Here is a 17093-nt window from a genome sequence, read left to right as displayed (position 1 = left end):
CGGGGAAGCCAGCACGGGTTGCATTCTGATTGTGTTCCCATGAAGATCTCTACCGTCCCAGGCTGCCCCAGCGTTGCCCTGAATGTGCGCCCTGTGGTTTGGGCCTGTGCCCTGTTGTCTGCACTGTCTGCACACGCACAACAAACCTCAGATGCCCCAGGCCCACTGCTATTGGCACAGAACCTGCACACACCCTCGCTGTCTGATGTGGTGGTCACGGCAACCCGCACGCCACAACCTTTGGCCGACTTGGTGGCCGACGTCTCCATTGTGGATCGCGAAACGCTTGAATCTAGTGGTGCCAGTGTGTTGGCGGATGTGCTGGCCCGGCTGCCGGGCTTAGAAATCTCGCGCAATGGTGGCCCTGGCAATGCCAGCAGTGTGTTTGTGCGTGGGGCTGAATCGCGCTTCACAGCGGTCTATATCGACGGCGTACGGGTGGACTCCCAATCGACGGGTGGCGCACAATGGGAACAGATTCCGTTGGCACAGATGGAGCGCATTGAGGTATTGCGTGGCCCGGCAGCGGCCGTGTATGGCTCAGACGCTATTGCTGGCGTGATCCAATTATTTACCCGCAAGGGCGAAGGCCCAGCCCAACCCATGGTTGGGGTAGGTTTGGGCAGCCAAGGCACACGCAAAATAGAGGCGGGCATCAGTGGCAGCACTGGCACCGATGGTGCCTTGGACTATGCACTGGGCCTGCACCGTACCACTAGCGATGGTTTTGATACCAAAACCAGCGGCAGCCACCACCCAGACCGCGATGGCTACCGCAGCACATCGGCCAATGCCCGCCTAGGCCTGCGCATCAACACGCAACACCGTTTGGATGCCACCCTGCTGGCGCAACGGCTCCACTCTGATTACGACGCTTTCAGCTACACCCCTGCTGCGCCTGCCGATGACCGCAATTTGCATCGCCTGCGCACGGCGGGTTTGAGCTGGCAGGCGCAATGGAGTGAGGCGTACCGCACGCGTCTCTCTGTGACGGAGGCGGCCAGCCGCTACGAAACCACGCCTTCGCCCTACCTGACAGAAACCACACTGCGTGGCTACCTATGGCAGCACGATTACCAATGGGGCGCACATCGCTTTAACGCAGCCCTCGAGCGCCGCGAAGACCAGCTCTACAACCCAGCTTTGGATGCTTGGGGGGTCACGCTAGACCGCCAACGTTCACAGGATGGGGTTGCACTGGGTTATGGCTACAACGCAGGGGGGCATACCGTACAGCTCAATGCCCGCCACGACAACGACAGTGAATTTGGGGGTCAGAACACAGGGAGTTTGGCCTATGGCTATGCCCTCACCCCCCAATGGCGAGCCACAGCCTCGGTGGGCACAGCGTTTCGGGCGCCCACTCTGTACCAGCGTTTTAGCGAGTACGGTGTCGCCACACTGCAACCAGAAAAAAGCCGCAACGCCGAAATTGGCCTGCGTTGGGCTGAAAAAAGCAGCACTTTCTCAGTGACGGCCTACCGCAACCGGGTACGCAATTTGATCTCCTTCGTAGGGACGGGTGCTTGTGCTTCTGATTTTGGCTGCTACGCCAACACCGCCCGCGCCCAATACGAAGGCGTGACGGTGGCAGGCTCCTACCGGCTGGCTGGGGTGCAGTGGCGCGGCTCAGTGGACTGGCAAAACCCCCGTGATTTAGACACCGGCAAACAGCTGGCACGCCGGGCCAAACGCCATGCCACCTTGGGCGCCGATACCCTATGGGCAGGCTGGAATCTGGGCGCAGAAATGCAAGCCTCGGGCCAGCGATTTGACACCATTGCCAACACTACCCGACTGGGGGGCTACACCCTCTGGAACCTGTATGCCAGCACGCGCATGGCACGCAACTTCACTTTGCTGGCACGCATTGACAACTTGGCCGACAAAGATTACCAGCTTGCCCGCAGCTATGCCACCCCAGGGCGTAGCCTGTATGTAGGCCTGAAATGGACGCCCCAATGAGCACCCGCTGCCCCGCACTGTTGATAGCTGCCCCAGCCTCGGGGCAGGGCAAAACCACCCTCACTGCCGCTTTGGCACGTTTGCACAGCCGCCAGGGGCGCAAAGTGCGCGTGTTCAAGTGTGGGCCAGACTTTCTCGATCCGCACTGGCATGAGCTCGCCAGTGGTGCCCCCGTGCATTCACTCGATGGTTGGATGACTGGCCCCGAAGATGTGGCGGCCCGGCTCCATGACGCCGCCCAAGAGGCCGATCTGATCTTGATTGAAGGGGTGATGGGCTTGTTTGATGGCAGCCCCAGCGCCGCCGAATTGGCACAGCGGCTGAATATTCCGGTGCTGGCGGTGCTAGATGCGGGAGCCATGTCCACCACTTTTGGCGCCTTGGTCTATGGTTTAGTGCATTACCAGCCGGGCTTGCGCTGGGCCGGGGTGCTGGCCAATCGCGTCGCTACGGAACACCATGCTGATTTGCTCCGAGCGGGGCTGCGCGACCCTGCCTTGTGGCAAGGGGCTTTGCAAAAAGTCACCCCGGCAGGAGACAGCTCGCTGCTGCCCGAACGCCATTTGGGCTTGGTGGCCGCCCATGAATTGGGCGATGCGCTGCAACGGCTCGATGCCGTGGCCGATGCACTGGCACAGACGCCGTTGGGCCAGCGTAGCTGGGAACAATGGCAAGCATGGGCGGCGGATTTTGCTGCGCCAGCCGCCAAGCCAGCGCCAGAAGAGGTACAGACTTGGCTGCAAGGCTGCACTGTGGCCGTGGCACGCGATGCGGCATTCAGCTTTATTTACCCAGCCAATCTGGACTGCCTGCGTGCGATGGGCGGGCAACTGGTGTTTTTCTCCCCTTTGGCCGGAGAGGGCTTGCCACCCTGCGATGCGGTGTGGCTGCCCGGTGGCTACCCCGAACTGCACGCTGCGGCCTTGATGGCCAATCATGCCGTGCAAGAGGACTTGCGCGCCCACTGGGGCGCAGGCAAGCCCATCTGGGCCGAGTGTGGCGGCATGGTGGCCCTGTGTGAAGGCATTACCGGCCACGATGGCCAGTTTGCCCCTCTGTGGGGGCTGTTGCCCGGTAAGGCCGTGTTGCAAAAACGGCTGGCAGGGCTGGGTATGCAGCAACTGGCGACTGACACAGGGGTGCTGCGTGGGCACACCTTTCACTATTCGCGGTTGGACAGTCCAGCGCCAGTACTCACGCGCAGCAGCCGCCCCGGCCAAGCTGTGGAGGAAAGCAAAGGCGAAGCCCTGTACCAACACGGTAGCCTGCACGCCAGCTATTTTCATGCTTGGTTTGCCTCCAGCCCACGCACTGTGGCCCGCTGGCTGGGTGGGGTGGACTTATGAGCTTGTCCATCGCCCGCAGCGAGCTAATCTTGGGAGGACAAAAAAGCGGAAAATCCCGCCGTGCCGAGCTATTGGCCCGCCATTGGCTGGATCAATCCCCCCTGCACCATGCCCTCATGCTGGCCACCGCCCAAGCGTGGGATACAGAAATGCAAGAGCGCATCCAGCGCCACCAGCAAGATCGGGCCATACGCGTACCGGGCATGACCACGCTCGAAGAGCCCCGCTACCTGGCACAAGCCCTGCAACAACACAGCAGCCCAGAAACGCTCATTGTGGTGGATTGCCTCACCCTCTGGCTCACCCACTGGCTGATGCCCGCCCATGATGCTTCATCAGACACCGCCCCGTTGGGAACCTGGCAAGAACAGGCCACCGCTTTTGGTGCTGCACTGGCACAAGCCCCCGGCCCAGTAGTACTGGTGGGCAATGAAATCGGCTTGGGCGTAATCCCACTGGGCCACGAGGTGCGGGCTTTTGTCGATGCACTGGGGCTGCTCAACCAGCAAGTGGCCCAAACCTGCCAGCGCGTCACGCTCATGGCCGCAGGCTTGCCACTGACCCTCAAGGATACGCCATGCAGTGGTTGCCACGCAGTTTGACCCGACTATCTGCGGTGTTGGCTTGGAGCGCAGCGGTGCTCAGTGTGCAGGCCCAGCCGATTGCATTGACAGATGATCGGGGCCATGCGGTGACGCTGGCTCGGCCCCCACAACGCATTGTCAGTTTGCTGCCCTCGCTGACGGAAACCGTTTGCGCGCTAGAACAATGCCACCGGCTGGTGGGCGTAGATCGCTACTCCGACTGGCCTGCCAGCGTACAAAAACTGCCCAAGGTGGGCGGTGGTCTCGACCCCAACATTGAGGCCATTGTGGCGCTGCGCCCCGATGTTGTTCTCATGGCTACGTCCTCGCGTGGCGCAGCACGGCTCGAATCGCTGGGAGTGCCCGTAGTGGCACTGGAGCCTAAAAGCCATGCCGACGTGCAGCGCGTACTGGGCAAAATTGGTCAAGTGCTGGCCGTGCCCGATGCCCAACGGCTGTGGCGGGTGATTGATGCTGGCGTGCAGGCCGCAGCACAATCGGTGCCCGTTGCGGCCCGCAACGCGCGGGTCTATTTTGAGGTCAACCGGGGGCCGTATGGTGCGGGTATGCAATCCTTTATTGGCGAAACCCTGACCCGCTTGGGCGCACGCAACATCCTGCCCGCCGCGCTGGGACCATTTCCTAAACTCAATCCAGAATATGTGGTGCGTGCCAACCCCGACTTGATCATGGTGGGGGCACGCAGTGTGGAAGGACTGGCGCAACGCCCCGGCTGGCAAGCCATGCAGGCACTGCAACAGCAACGTCTGTGCGTTTTTACGCCACCCGAGTTTGATATGCTGATCCGCCCCGGCCCACGCATGGCCGAAGGTGCTCGCCTCATGGCCCGTTGCCTGACGGACAAGGCCACCACCCGATGAGTGCGCCGCCGTCGCGTGGGCGCTGGTTGGCACTGGCGCTGCTGTGTTCTAGCCTATTGTTATTGCCATTGGGCACTGCCGTGGGCAGCACTGGGCTAGAGAATCTTTGGCCCACTCTCTGGGGCAATGAGTCCGACACCGCCAGCCGTACCATGGCTTGGCAAATCATTTGGGACATTCGCCTGCCCCGTACGCTGGGGGCGTGGTGCGCTGGGGCTTTGCTGGGGCTGGCGGGTGCTGTAGCCCAGGGCTTGTTTCGCAACCCGCTGGCCGACCCCTATCTGTTGGGCAGTGCCTCAGGGGCATCACTGGGGGTGGCCTTGGCTTTGGCGTTGATGGGATCGGGTATCGGCATGGCAGGGACGGGCATGGGCAGCTATGCGGTGTCGGTGTTTTCTGGGCACTGGCTGGTGCGCTTGGGCCTGACCGGGGCCGCCTTTGCCGGAGCAGTGCTGGCGGTGGTGCTCACGCTGGTGCTGGCACGAGGGGTACAACACACCTTGCGGCTGTTGTTGGCTGGGGTAATTGTTGGTGTTGTGCTGGGGGCGCTGACCTCACTCATCTTGCTGCTCTCGCCCGATTCGATGCAAGCGATGCAAGCCTTTTTGTTGGGTTCTACCGGCTTTGTCGGCTGGACGGCATGTCTGCTCATGGCCGGTACTTGGCTGCTGTGCCTGCTAGCCGCTTGGGCGTTGTCGCGGGTGCTGGATGGGCTGGCTTTGGGCGAATCCACAGCCCACAGTTTGGGCTTGCCGCTGGCCCCCTTGCGGGCTGCATTGGTGGGTGTGTTGGCGCTGGCAACGGGCACCGCCGTAGCCCAAACCGGATTGATCGCCTTTGTGGGCTTGGCAGCACCACACTTGGTGCGGGCAGTGGCTCCCGTACCCCACGGCCGGCTGATGGTGCTAGCCAGTGCTATGGGGGCGGTACTGCTGGCCGGTGCCGATTTGCTAGCCCGTGGTCTGATGGCACCGCAAGAGCTGCCGGTGGGTGTGCTCACCGCTGTATTGGGCGGGGTTTACTTGCTCTGGCTCATGCACCGACGCACTGGAGGACTGGGATGAGCACACCACCTCTCTGCGCCTTGCACGCCCAAGCCGTAGGGGTACAAATCGGGCAACGTGCCATCTTGCACGACCTGAATCTATCGTTGGCAGCCGGGCGGTGGACCAGCATGGTTGGCCCCAATGGCGCGGGCAAATCCACCCTGTTGCGGGCTTTGGCTGGCTTGCTGCCCTGCTCGGGCCAAGTGCAACTGCTAGGCCGCCCACTGCACCACTGGCCCCGGCGCGAACGCGCTCGCACCCTGTCATGGCTGGGCCAAAACGAGGCAGCAGCAGATGACCTCAGCGTTTATGACGTGGCTATGCTAGGCCGCTTGCCACACCAAGCATGGCTGGCCGCCCCCAGTGCCGCCGACCATACCGCTGTAGAGCAAGCCCTGCGCGCTACCCAAGCATGGGACTGGCGCGGGCGCGCCTTGGGCCAACTCTCCGGTGGCGAGCGCCAACGGGTGTTGTTAGCCCGCGCTTTGGCAGTGCAAGCCCCAGTACTGCTGATGGATGAGCCGCTGGCCAACCTAGACCCACCACACCAAGCCGATTGGCTGTTGTTGGTGCGTGATCTGGTGGCCCAAGGCCATACCGTGGTCAGTGTGCTGCACGAGGTCTCACTGGCGCTGCAAGCAGACGACATCGCTATCGTGGCCGATGGCCGCCTGCACCACCACGGCAGCGCCAGCGACAGCACAACCCACAGAGCCTTAGAACAAGTCTTTGACCAACGCATCCACATCCAGCAAGCAGCAGGCATGTGGGTAGCCCTGCCCTGTTTGGAGCGGCGCACGCTGGCCCTTTAATTTTTCTGGATTGGAGCACTGTATGCAACTCGAAACCCCTCCCACCGAAAAACGCTACGAAAAACCCAGCGGCGAGCGCCGAGGCCTGACCATCGTCCACACTGGCGATGGCAAAGGCAAAAGCACTGCGGCCTTTGGCCTTGCGCTGCGCGCACATGGCCGAGGCAAAGCCGTCAAGATCTTCCAGTTCATGAAGGTGCCCAGCGCCCGCTTTGGCGAACACCGCATGTTTGAGCAAATTGGCTTGCCTATCGAAGGGCTAGGCGATGGCTTTAGCTGGAAGAGTCAAGATCTGGAGCATTCGGCGCAATTGGCCCGTGATGGCTGGGAAAAAGCCCGTAGCGCCATCCTTTCGGGGGATTACTTCATGGTGGTGCTCGATGAAATCACCTACCCACTGATTTACGGTTGGCTGCCACTGGACGGCGTACTCGAGACCCTGCGCCAACGCCCCCAAGACGTGCATGTGGTGCTCACAGGCCGCCGCTGCCCCACAGAAATCATGGAACTGGCCGACACCGTCACCGAAATGAAACTTATCAAACACGCCTTTCAAGCCGGTATCCCTGCCCAGCGTGGCATTGAGGATTAAACCCATGCCGCAATCGACCACAGAAGCCATGCCCAACGCACAGGCTTTTACCGAAGCCGAACGGCTGGCGGTGTACCGTGCCATCCATGAGCGGCGCGATATGCGCCACTTCTGTGGTGGCCATGTAGCCCCTGAGGTGTTGCTGCGCCTGCTACAAGCAGCACACCATGCCCCCAGCGTGGGCTTTATGCAGCCGTGGCGCTTTATCCGCATTACCCAAGCTGCACTGCGCCAGCCACTGCATGATTTGGTAGAGCAAGAACGCATCCTGACCGCCCAAGCCCTAGGGCAACGCCAAGAAGAATTTATGCGCCTCAAGGTGCAGGGCATCTTGGATGCCGCCGAACTCCTGGTGGTAGCACTGGCCGATGGCCGAGAGCAGCACGTTTTTGGCCGACGCACCATGCCCCAGATGGATTTGGCCTCGGCCAGTTGTGCCATTCAAAACCTGTGGCTGGCAGCACGGGCCGAAGGGTTGGGCATGGGCTGGGTCTCAATCTTTGATCCAGCAGCCTTGGGTCAGTTGCTCGGACTGCCTCTAGGGGCTGAAGTCATCGCCCTGCTGTGCTTAGGGCCAGTGCAGGAGTTCTACCACGAACCGATGCTGCAACGCGAGCGTTGGGCGCAACGTGCGCCACTGGCTTCGTTGGTATTTGATGACCAATGGAATACGCCCTCGGCACTGTTCTCCAACGGCCTGAAAGACGCGGATGCCTGAAGCAAATTGGCTGTGGGGGCCGTTGTGGGCCAGCGGTCACAACGGCAGCCACATCGCTCTTTGGGCACTGCTGGTGGCTTTGGTCGTGGACCACTGCTGGGGAGAACCTCCAGCACGCTGGCATCCAGTGGTCTGGATGGGCCACGCTCTGGGTTGGGCCAGCCGTCGGCTGGCACCCACCGCCGCCACTGTAGGGCCAGATTGGCGCTCCTTTTGGTTGTTTGCCATCCTTTGGTGTGTGCTAGCCACGGTTGCTAGCGGCAGTTATGCACTGCTGCAATGGGCAACCCTCCATTTTTTGCGCGATAGTTCGGCCGCCCCCCTGCTCACAGGGGCATTGCTGGGCCTGTGGCTCAAGCCGTTGCTGTCTTGGCGAATGCTGCGCCACGAAGTGCAGGCCGTCGAAGCGGCCTTGGGCCAATCGCTCGATGCAGGTCGTGCCCGATTGGCTTGGCTGGTAAGCCGCGATGTGACCACCTTGGATGCAGTGCAGGTGCGCGAATCGGCCATAGAGTCCTTGGCAGAAAACCTCAGCGACTCAGTCATCGCACCGCTATTTTGGTTTGTGGTGGCAGGCTTGCCCGGAGCCGCACTGTACCGGCTGGCCAATACCGCCGATGCCATGTGGGGCTACCCCGGCCTGCGCGGCACGGGGCCTGCTGCCCGTTATTGGCAATGGGCAGGCAAATGGGCTGCCCGTGCGGATGATGTGCTTTCTTGGCTGCCCGCACGCCTAACAGCGACTTTATTCGCCTTGGCTGCTGGTGGTCTGCCCCTGCGGACATTGGCACGAGAAGCACGGCAAACCCCATCGCCCAACAGCGGCTGGCCTATGGCCGCAATGGCGCTGGCGCTGCATATCCGGCTGGGCAAACCTGGGGTCTACCAGCTCCACGCCAGCGGCCAGGCCGCCAGTGCTATCGACACCCTCCGTGCCTGCACCTTGGCCTCTGTAGCCGTTGCAGTGCCCTGCCTGCTGGCACTGCTGTGGTTGCTGATTTGCTAAATTGAAGGCCTTGTCTGTGAACGCTTCTTTGCCTGTTTCTTTTCTGGCGGAGCCTCCGCCCCACGGCGGTCCCGATGCCCGTGGCCCCGCCCGTTGGGATTTTTCTACCAACAGCAATGCCTGTGGCCCTTGCCCTGAGGCCTTAGCGGCTGTGCAACAGGCCGATGCCAGTCGTTATCCAGACCCCAGTTACACCGCATTGCGTACAGTACTGGCCGAATTTCATCAAGTCAGGCCCGAACGTATCGTACTGGCAGCCAGTGCCAGTGAATTCATCTGGCGCATTACCACTTTAGCCGCCCGGTGCGGTGCCACAGCCGTCTCTTTGCCCACCCACAGTTATGGTGATTACGCACAGGCTGCACGGGCTTGGGGCTTGTCCATTCACCATCGCCCAACACACTGGACAAACAGCACAGATATCCATACCACAACGGCAGACCTGCACTGGATGTGCGAACCATCCAGCCCACAAGGATTGACCGACCCCATGCTACAAACAGCGCAGCCCCTGTCTGGACGCTGGTGGGTGCTGGACTGTGCCTATCGCCCCTTACAGCTGCATTGCCCACCACCTCCCGCCCCCATGGATCACCTCTGGCAGCTGTGGACACCCAACAAAGCCTTGGGTTTGACGGGTGTGCGGGCAGCCTATGCCATTGCACCATTGCACAGCGCAGAAGATGCGGCCCGGCTGATCGCTTTGGCCCCCTCTTGGCCCGTGGGTGCCCACGGTGTCGCCCTGCTCCACGCTTGGGCACAGCCCACCACGCAGCACTGGTTGGCATCTAGTTTGATCACCCTGCGTCATTGGAAAAAAAGCCAACAAACACTTTGTGCCACATTGGGCTGGCAGATTGAGCCTGGCAGCAGGGCCAACTATTTCGTAGCTCGGCCACCCACTCACACACTACACACCGCGCTCACCCACCTGCGGGCGCAGGATGTGCAATTACGCGACTGCACCTCCTTCGGACTGCCTGGCTGGCTGCGGCTGGGCGTATTGCCACCGCAAGCACAACAAGCCCTGCATCAAGCATGGCTCAACATGCAACCCGTACCCCATCCAACATAACGCATTAGCAATTACGACTAGAATCGCGGCCGATGCCACCGTCTGGTCAGGCCATCAGCTTTCTGCATGCGAATAGCCGCCATCATGTCACCTCCAAGGTGTTTGGCGCCATTCCATCTCCTACTTCTCCCAACCTGTCTGCATGTGGGATGCCCCATTGGCAGGTAGTCCAAGCCACCCCAAACTACTCTTCTGCTAACAAGAGGTTCCTGTGAACAAAACTGAACTGATCGAGCACATCGCCAACCACGCCGACATCTCCAAAGCTGCTGCAGCCCGCGCTTTGGAAGGCACCATTGATGCGGTCAAGACCACCCTGAAGAAGGGTGGCACAGTGTCGTTGGTGGGGTTTGGCACCTTTGCAGTGGGCCAACGCGCAGCCCGCACAGGCCGTAATCCACGTACTGGCGCGGCCATCAACATCAAATCCGCCACAATTCCTAAGTTTCGTCCTGGCAAAGCACTCAAAGATGCTGTAAACTAACGACATCGGTGGGGTGCTTAGCTCAGTTGGTAGAGCGGCGCCCTTACAAGGCGTAGGTCAGCGGTTCGACCCCGTTAGCACCCACCACCACCAAACCCATGAAAAAAGCCACCTTAAAGGTGGCTTTTTTCATTTCACACAGCGACGTTGTCGCCGTCTCCCAGTCACGGCAACCGCCTCATACCGGTCTTGCACTGCTGGCAAATTCCCCCAAAACATCCTGGGCCTGCATGAATGCAGCACAAGAACTGACCACCGAGGCGATGTAGTGCACACCACTGGCCATACGAACGATATAAAACTTCATTGGCCCACCCTTCGTGCACTCAAACCATAAGGCACTGTGTTCATGTAACAAATACACGCAAGAACAGTACCTCCCATGATGATCACCCGCTCCATCCGCCTGCTCCTTCCAATACTTGCGCGTTATGGTCTATCCAACATCGGCCACAGCAAACACATGGGCATTTTTCACCCGAGCCCACTGTAGCAACAGTATGTGACATCGCGTAACGATAAGCCACATAAAAATGACTGGGTTTCCCCTTACAAGTGGCAAAGAGGCCATCGCTCAGATGTGGGGTACGCTAAACAGGTAAAATTGGCATCGTTCCCCGATTTCGGGTGGTATACGGGTAATAATCGATGCAACCCATTGATTTATAAGCAACAGGCAACCCCTCGCAACACTTGAGTCCGCGATTCCATCCTGCCAACCCCAATCACCATCCATATAAAGGCGAACGCAAGTTCGCTTTTTTTGTCACTGAAAGATTGACCATGTTTGAATCTATCCGCAAGCACTCCAAGATTGCGATGTTCTTGCTGTTCTTGCTGATCATTCCGTCCTTCATCCTGGTAGGCATAGATTCCACGTATTTTTCAGGCAGCAGTCCCGTAGTGGCACTGGTGAATGGTCATGAGATCACCCAGACCGACTGGGACAATGCCCATCGACAGGAATCTGACCGTATCCGGGCACAGCAACCCAATATCAACGCAGCTTTGCTGGATACGCCCGAGGCACGCTATGCCACGCTAGAGCGCCTGGTGCGTGAGCGGGTATTGCAAACAGCCGTCCACAAAGCCCACCTTGTGACCAGTGATGGACAACTGGCCCGCCACCTGAGCGAGATTCCGCAAATTGCCGCCCTACGGCGGGCCGATGGCACACTGGACATTGAGGGCTACAAAGCATTGGTAGCCACCCAAGGTTTGACACCTGAGGGTTTTGAAGCTGCCGTGCGCAATGAACTGGCCGTGAACCAAGTGCTAGGCAATATCAATGCCACGGCCTTCAGCACGCCCGCCCAAACCAAAGTCACGGTAGACGCGTTGTTGCAAAGACGAGAAGTGCAACTGCTGGAATTCAAACCAGCCCACTTTACTGCCAAAGTGGCACAAAGCCCCGAGCTGCTGGAAGCGTATTACAAAGCCAACCCCGCCAAGTTTCAACAACCCGAGCAAGCCAGCATCGAATATGTACTCTTGGACTTGACCAGCGTAGCCGCTAGCATCAGCCTGAACGAAGCAGATCTACGCACCTATTACCAAGAGAATATAGACCGTCTTGCAGGCAAAGAAGAACGCCGTGCTAGCCATATTCTGATCACCGCTGCGAAAGATGCCCCCGCAGCAGAACGTGACAAAGCCAAAGCCCGCGCCCAAGAGCTCCTAGAACAAGCACGTAAAGCCCCCGGTCACTTTGCAGACTTGGCCAAAAAATCTTCACAAGACACTGGCTCAGCCACCCAAGGTGGTGATTTGGGTTTCTTTGCCCGCGGAGCCATGGTCAAACCCTTTGAAGATACAGCCTTCGCTCTGAAGAAAGGCGAAATCAGCGATGTGGTTGAAAGTGAATTCGGCTATCACATCATCCAACTGACAGAAATCAAGACACCTCGCCAGCCCAGCTTTGAGGAACTGCGCCCCCGCCTAGAAGCGGAAATGCGCCAACAACAAGCCCAGCGCAAGTTTGCTGAAGTCGCCGAGACGTTCAGCAACACCGTCTATGAACAAGCGGAAAGCCTGCAACCCGTGGCAGAAAAATTGGGCTTGAAAGTCCAAACGGCCATGAAGGTACAGCGCAAACCTGCGCCAGGCACTACAGGCGTACTGGCCAATGAAAAACTCCTCACAGCCTTGTTTTCTGAAGACTCTATAGCGCAAAAGCGCAATACCGAGGCACTGGAAATTGGCAGCAATCAATTGGTGGCTGCTCGCATCACGGCTTATCAAGGGGCGTCGACCCTGGCTTTCAATGAAGTACGTGAACAGGTACAGAAGCTGTATGTCAGTGAAGAATCTGCAGAACTGGCACGCAAAGAAGGCGAGGCACGGTTGGCAGCTTGGCAAGTCAAACCTGAAGCAGCGACTGGTCTGAGTGCCCCACTGGTGCTCTCCCGTGACCAACGACAAAACCAGACTACAGCACTGGTAGATGCCGTACTCTCCACTAAAACCGACAAACTGCCCACTTGGGTTGGTGTCGATCTGAACGACAACGGCTATGTGCTGGCACGGATCAATCGCATTGTGCCGCGTGAAACCACCGACGCCTCGCTGGAAACACAACGGCAGCAACAGTATGTGCAGTGGTTGGCCTCGGCAGAAAGCCAAGCCTACTATGAGTTCCTGAAAACCCGCTTCAAAGCACAGATCAAAGTGCCCCGCCCAACAACATCCACCGAAAAGAATTAACCACTTCTCTTGGTAATCAAATTTTGATGTTATAATTCAAATCTACACTACGGTGGCTGTAGCTCAGTTGGTAGAGTCCAGGATTGTGATTCCTGTCGTCGTGGGTTCGAGTCCCATCAGCCACCCCAAATAAAACAAAAAAGCCACTTCTTCGGATGTGGCTTTTTTTTGCCTATTTACGCTGCAAATTTTTCAAAAAAGCCCAAGACTGCTCAATCATCAAATGGTTGTCTAACGTCAGGCGTTCCCCCATTGATCAACCTGATCCGCATAGAGGTGGCACCTGATGGGCTTTGCGCGCGGCTCTTCCAAGCATTTCTTCCGCTAAAAACGGCATCCTCTGCCACTGGGGTAGTTGGGCGGCCATGCCCAAGCTGGCAGGGTCGAAGTCACAGCAGGCCAAACCCAAGGATGGTGGCGATCACATCGGGGGACTCGATGAGATTTCGCTTAGAGCAGCCCACACCACTGATTAACGAACCGAGACCCATCGCACAACCAATACAAGAGATGGTTAACTGCGCTTTTTCTTCGGTTTTCCGCTAACTCTGGGCTTTCATGGTTCCTACACCCTGATGCCCTTGAGTGATACCCCAAGGGCCACAAGACATGCAACCCATGAACTCTTGATCTAGATCAAGTTTTTACCCCTGGCAGTGGCGTCCAATGCCTTATCCCACTTGCTTTGCGGAGGCGTCCAATGGTACCTAACCCGTCTTTGTTCGGCATCACGGCAATTGCTGCCTTGTTGGTAGCTGCCTGTGGTTCCAGCGACTCTCCTCCCGCCTTTAATGGCTCGGCCTTTAGTCAGGCCAAAGCGTTGGAGCAGCCTCAAGGAGCAGCCATCTCCACCCTGAAAAGCACCGTGGGCCTGTCGGTGTCTTTGGCTAATGTGCGTATGCCTACAGCCGATGAGTTGTTCAATTGGGCTGAGTCGACCTATCCTGTAGTCTTGCCTGGCCCTCGTCCCCCCACACTCACCTACGAAACCTATACCTTCCGCTACTATGCAAGCACCAATGTAGCCTTGGGTGTCAATGGCACGTCTGTGGTGGGTTTGGTCAATGCACTGTCCAACAATCCACAATGGGTTGCGCTAGGAGACTTGGCTGATTACTCCTGTTCTATCTTTCCCGAAACTTGTGGCCCTGCGCCTGCCACTTTCGATGTGGCCGCGGTAAACAACGGCAGTGCAGAACTGGCCTCTTTCCTGACCGTTTGTAGCCCGGTTTCTGGCCTCAGCTCTGCCAACAACACCGCCAGCGGATCAGCATCTTTCGAGCGTGCTATCCACGCAGCCATGGCCGCACGCTCGCTGGGTTCCGGCAGCGGTTCGCGTTCTATGGCAACCTATACCAGTACGCCCCCTGCCGACAAGCTGGGGAGTTGTGGTGGTCGCATCAGCTTTCCTGACTACACACATGCCAACGGGGTGACCACCGCCACCCGCGTGTTCGACAACTATTGCACACAGGACTCTGACACTGGCAGCAAGACCTATTACAACGGTCGCATGTCATTTACCAACAGAGCCACTCCTACAGCCAATGGGCCCATCACCACCCAACTGGCAGCCCACAGTGCCGATGGCATCAGCATGGAAAAGAAAAATGCAGCCGGTGCTGTGGTTGACTCCCAAACTGTGCGTTTTACCAACTATGTCTATACACCGGGTGTGCCGGGTGGTGATGCCACAGCGAACCAGCCCGACCGGCTACAAGCCGATGAGATTGCAGTGGTTAACCGGCTAACGCAAAAAACTTACCGACAAACCAACTACACGATGACAACCTTCAAGCGGACAGACGGTGGCGAGCAAATCTCTATCACCGGTCGGGGATACCGCTCTAACGGTCAATACTTCGATCTGACCACGACAGCCCCCATCATTACCAACGATTCTGGAGACTATGTTTCCGGCATTGTGACAATGACAGGCGCAGCCAACTCTACCTCTGTCGCGACCATTGTGCCGGGCTCCAAGCTGCAAGCGGCCATGACAGTCAACGGAGAAGCTGTGACCTCTGCGCCTGCCTGCAATCCATAAAGATTGTGCAAGCCCATGTAGCAGCAAACTACCCCGTCCATGATCTTTCTGCGCAATGTGCTGCGCGCTCCTGTGCGCAGCTTGCTCACACTGCTGGGGGTTGCCGGTGGTGTGGCGTTGTTTGTAGCGATCAGCACGATTACTGCCGATCTGCGCACACAAATTGCCCATGCCGTCAGTGCCTATAACCTCGAAGTAGTCGTCTACGAGCGCCGGGCTACTTCAGCCTTCTCTTCGCGCATTACACAGGCCCAAATGGCAGCGTTGTCTGCCCGTTTTGGTTCAGCCTTGACCCCGATGGTGTTGGGTTCACTCAATGAGAAATGGAATGCCTACGCCTTGGTAGTGGGAGCAGGGGCCGATTTTTCCCGGCGCATTCCATTGGTAGCAGGGCAGCACTTTACTGCGGGCCAACCCGAAGTCATGGTAGGCGAGATCAATGCACAGCGCCTCCAGCTGGCACCGGGGAAACGCATCATGCTGGATGGACAAGACTACCTTATCACGGGTATCTACCGCACTGGCAGTAGGCTGCTGGATGGGGGAGTGATGGGCAGTATTACGGATGTGCAACAAATGTTGACCCGTCCGGGTGAAGAAGGGCGCTACACCTTGGCGTTACTGCAAACCACCAATCCCCAAGCCCGCGAACGTTTTTTACAAGAAGTGGCCGAGCATTTCCCACAATTGCGTGCAGTTCCTGGGACTGAGTTTGCAGGCTCACTGCGCCTGCTCCGGGTGGTCAATGCCTTTGTCACGGCTATTTCCATACTGGTATTGATAGGCACTGTGCTAGTGGTCACCAACACTTTGGTCATGGCGGTAGCTGAACGTACGCGAGAGATTGGCATCTTAATGACCGTAGGTTGGACTCCTTGGCGGGTGTTGCGCATGCTGATGGCCGAGAGCCTGCTGCTGTGCAGTTTGGGCGCCGCAGCAGGCCAAGGATTGGCTTTGTTATTGCTGCACCTACTCAACCGGATGGAGTCGGTGGGTTATGGGTGGATTCCTGTCAAACTCTCATGGTCAGTCATGGCCGATGCCGCAGCAATGAGCTTTGTCGTAGCCCTGTTCTCGCTGTTGTGGCCAGCCATTGTGCTGTGGCGCATCCAACCCTTGCATGCCCTTCGCCATGAATGATGCCTTGCCCCTGCTACAGGTTGTCCAACTGTGCCACCGCTACCACCGCAGCGAGGCACCTGCGCTCCAAGATATCTCCTTTGATGCTTGTCGTGGTGAGGTCGTGGCACTGACTGGCCCCTCCGGTTGTGGCAAAAGCACCCTGTTGTCTCTGATTGGCTTATTGGATCACCCCACCAGCGGGCACATTACTTTGTTAGGGCAAAACCTGTCATCGATACGACAAGTCCCCCAGTTCCGCGCCCGACATATAGGCTTTGTCTTCCAGTTCCACCACATGGTGCCAACCATGACACTGCAAGAGAACATCGAGGCTCCAATGTTGGCCTTGGGCACAGACCGCAAGACACGGCAAAAACAGGCAGCAGAGTTGTTGGAACAAATGGGGTTAGCCCATCGGGCTGCTTTTTTACCTGCGCATGTTTCCGGGGGAGAACGTCAACGGGCTGCGGTCGCACGGGCTTTGGCCAATCGCCCCGCATTGATCTTGGCTGACGAACCTACCGGCAATCTTGACACCCGCAACGGAGAACGGGTGGTAGATCTACTGACCCAACATGCCAAATTGACGGGTGCTTTGGTGCTGATTGCCACACACAACCCTGAAATCTCCCGCACCGCCCATCGGTGCATGGCCTTGCGGGATGGTCAATTGATTTCAAACACCCCATAAAGCGGCCATCTCACTAGAAAG

Annotated in this window: 16 protein-coding genes and 2 tRNA genes; all 18 read left to right on the top strand. The window is 58.4% G+C overall.

The features are described 5' to 3' along the window. Positions 1–39: 39 nt before the first annotated feature. The 18 genes from ACFO6X_RS03555 (at position 40) to ACFO6X_RS03470 (ending at position 17072) form a co-directional block, all read left to right on the top strand. Positions 40–1965 carry a TonB-dependent receptor domain-containing protein gene (locus ACFO6X_RS03555; RefSeq protein WP_382430123.1) on the top strand — a complete coding sequence of 642 codons (1926 nt, stop codon included), beginning with the start codon at positions 40–42 and terminating at the stop codon, positions 1963–1965. After that, complete coding sequence (locus ACFO6X_RS03550; RefSeq protein ID WP_382430121.1) at positions 1962–3311, top strand: cobyrinate a,c-diamide synthase; 1350 nt, start codon at positions 1962–1964, stop codon at positions 3309–3311. Before ACFO6X_RS03555 ends, ACFO6X_RS03550 begins: the two co-directional genes overlap by 4 nt. Next, the gene (locus ACFO6X_RS03545) at positions 3308–3913 is read left to right on the top strand and encodes a bifunctional adenosylcobinamide kinase/adenosylcobinamide-phosphate guanylyltransferase (protein ID WP_382430119.1); all 606 of its coding nucleotides are present in this window, start codon (positions 3308–3310) and stop codon (positions 3911–3913) included. The genes ACFO6X_RS03550 and ACFO6X_RS03545 overlap by 4 nt, the downstream gene beginning before the upstream one ends. Then, the gene (locus tag ACFO6X_RS03540; protein ID WP_382430117.1) at positions 3889–4776 is read left to right on the top strand and encodes an ABC transporter substrate-binding protein; all 888 of its coding nucleotides are present in this window, start codon (positions 3889–3891) and stop codon (positions 4774–4776) included. The genes ACFO6X_RS03545 and ACFO6X_RS03540 overlap by 25 nt, the downstream gene beginning before the upstream one ends. Then, entirely contained in the window at positions 4773–5840 is a 1068-nt protein-coding gene (locus tag ACFO6X_RS03535; protein ID WP_382430115.1) for a FecCD family ABC transporter permease, read from the top strand. Before ACFO6X_RS03540 ends, ACFO6X_RS03535 begins: the two co-directional genes overlap by 4 nt. Next, entirely contained in the window at positions 5837–6634 is a 798-nt protein-coding gene (locus ACFO6X_RS03530) for an ABC transporter ATP-binding protein (RefSeq protein WP_382430113.1), read from the top strand. Before ACFO6X_RS03535 ends, ACFO6X_RS03530 begins: the two co-directional genes overlap by 4 nt. A 22-nt stretch (positions 6635–6656) precedes the next feature. Next, the gene (cobO, locus tag ACFO6X_RS03525) at positions 6657–7226 is read left to right on the top strand and encodes a cob(I)yrinic acid a,c-diamide adenosyltransferase (protein WP_382430111.1); all 570 of its coding nucleotides are present in this window, start codon (positions 6657–6659) and stop codon (positions 7224–7226) included. 4 nt (positions 7227–7230) lie between these two features. Beyond that, on the top strand, positions 7231–7944 hold the full coding sequence (bluB, locus tag ACFO6X_RS03520; protein ID WP_382430109.1) for a 5,6-dimethylbenzimidazole synthase: 714 nt from the start codon (positions 7231–7233) through the stop codon (positions 7942–7944). Further along, entirely contained in the window at positions 7937–8950 is a 1014-nt protein-coding gene (gene cbiB, locus ACFO6X_RS03515; RefSeq protein ID WP_382430107.1) for an adenosylcobinamide-phosphate synthase CbiB, read from the top strand. Before bluB ends, cbiB begins: the two co-directional genes overlap by 8 nt. Before the next feature lie 16 nt (positions 8951–8966). Next, positions 8967–10025 carry an aminotransferase class I/II-fold pyridoxal phosphate-dependent enzyme gene (locus ACFO6X_RS03510; protein WP_382430105.1) on the top strand — a complete coding sequence of 353 codons (1059 nt, stop codon included), beginning with the start codon at positions 8967–8969 and terminating at the stop codon, positions 10023–10025. A 211-nt stretch (positions 10026–10236) separates the two neighbouring features. Next, positions 10237–10509: an HU family DNA-binding protein gene (locus ACFO6X_RS03505; protein WP_382430103.1), complete on the top strand. Its 273-nt coding sequence runs from the start codon at positions 10237–10239 to the stop codon at positions 10507–10509. A gap of 11 nt (positions 10510–10520) precedes the next feature. Next, positions 10521–10596, top strand: a tRNA-Val gene (locus ACFO6X_RS03500). A gap of 11 nt (positions 10597–10607) precedes the next feature. After that, complete coding sequence (locus ACFO6X_RS03495; RefSeq protein ID WP_382430101.1) at positions 10608–10778, top strand: hypothetical protein; 171 nt, start codon at positions 10608–10610, stop codon at positions 10776–10778. A 514-nt stretch (positions 10779–11292) separates the two neighbouring features. Further along, the gene (locus tag ACFO6X_RS03490) at positions 11293–13212 is read left to right on the top strand and encodes a SurA N-terminal domain-containing protein (RefSeq protein WP_382430099.1); all 1920 of its coding nucleotides are present in this window, start codon (positions 11293–11295) and stop codon (positions 13210–13212) included. 52 nt (positions 13213–13264) lie between these two features. After that, positions 13265–13340, top strand: a tRNA-His gene (locus ACFO6X_RS03485). Between the two features lie 572 nt (positions 13341–13912). Further along, the gene (locus tag ACFO6X_RS03480; protein WP_382430097.1) at positions 13913–15259 is read left to right on the top strand and encodes a flagellar basal-body rod protein FlgG; all 1347 of its coding nucleotides are present in this window, start codon (positions 13913–13915) and stop codon (positions 15257–15259) included. A gap of 39 nt (positions 15260–15298) precedes the next feature. Beyond that, positions 15299–16399 (top strand): ABC transporter permease, encoded by a 1101-nt coding sequence (locus ACFO6X_RS03475; protein WP_382430095.1) that lies wholly within the window; start codon positions 15299–15301, stop codon positions 16397–16399. Then, complete coding sequence (locus ACFO6X_RS03470) at positions 16392–17072, top strand: ABC transporter ATP-binding protein (RefSeq protein WP_382430093.1); 681 nt, start codon at positions 16392–16394, stop codon at positions 17070–17072. Before ACFO6X_RS03475 ends, ACFO6X_RS03470 begins: the two co-directional genes overlap by 8 nt. Positions 17073–17093: the final 21 nt, after the last annotated feature.

Source organism: Giesbergeria sinuosa, from assembly GCF_042652905.1.
Taxonomy (GTDB): Bacteria; Pseudomonadota; Gammaproteobacteria; order Burkholderiales; family Burkholderiaceae_C; genus Simplicispira; species Simplicispira sinuosa.
Note: the sequence above shows the minus strand (reverse complement) of the source record. Positions and strands in the feature narration are given on the sequence as shown.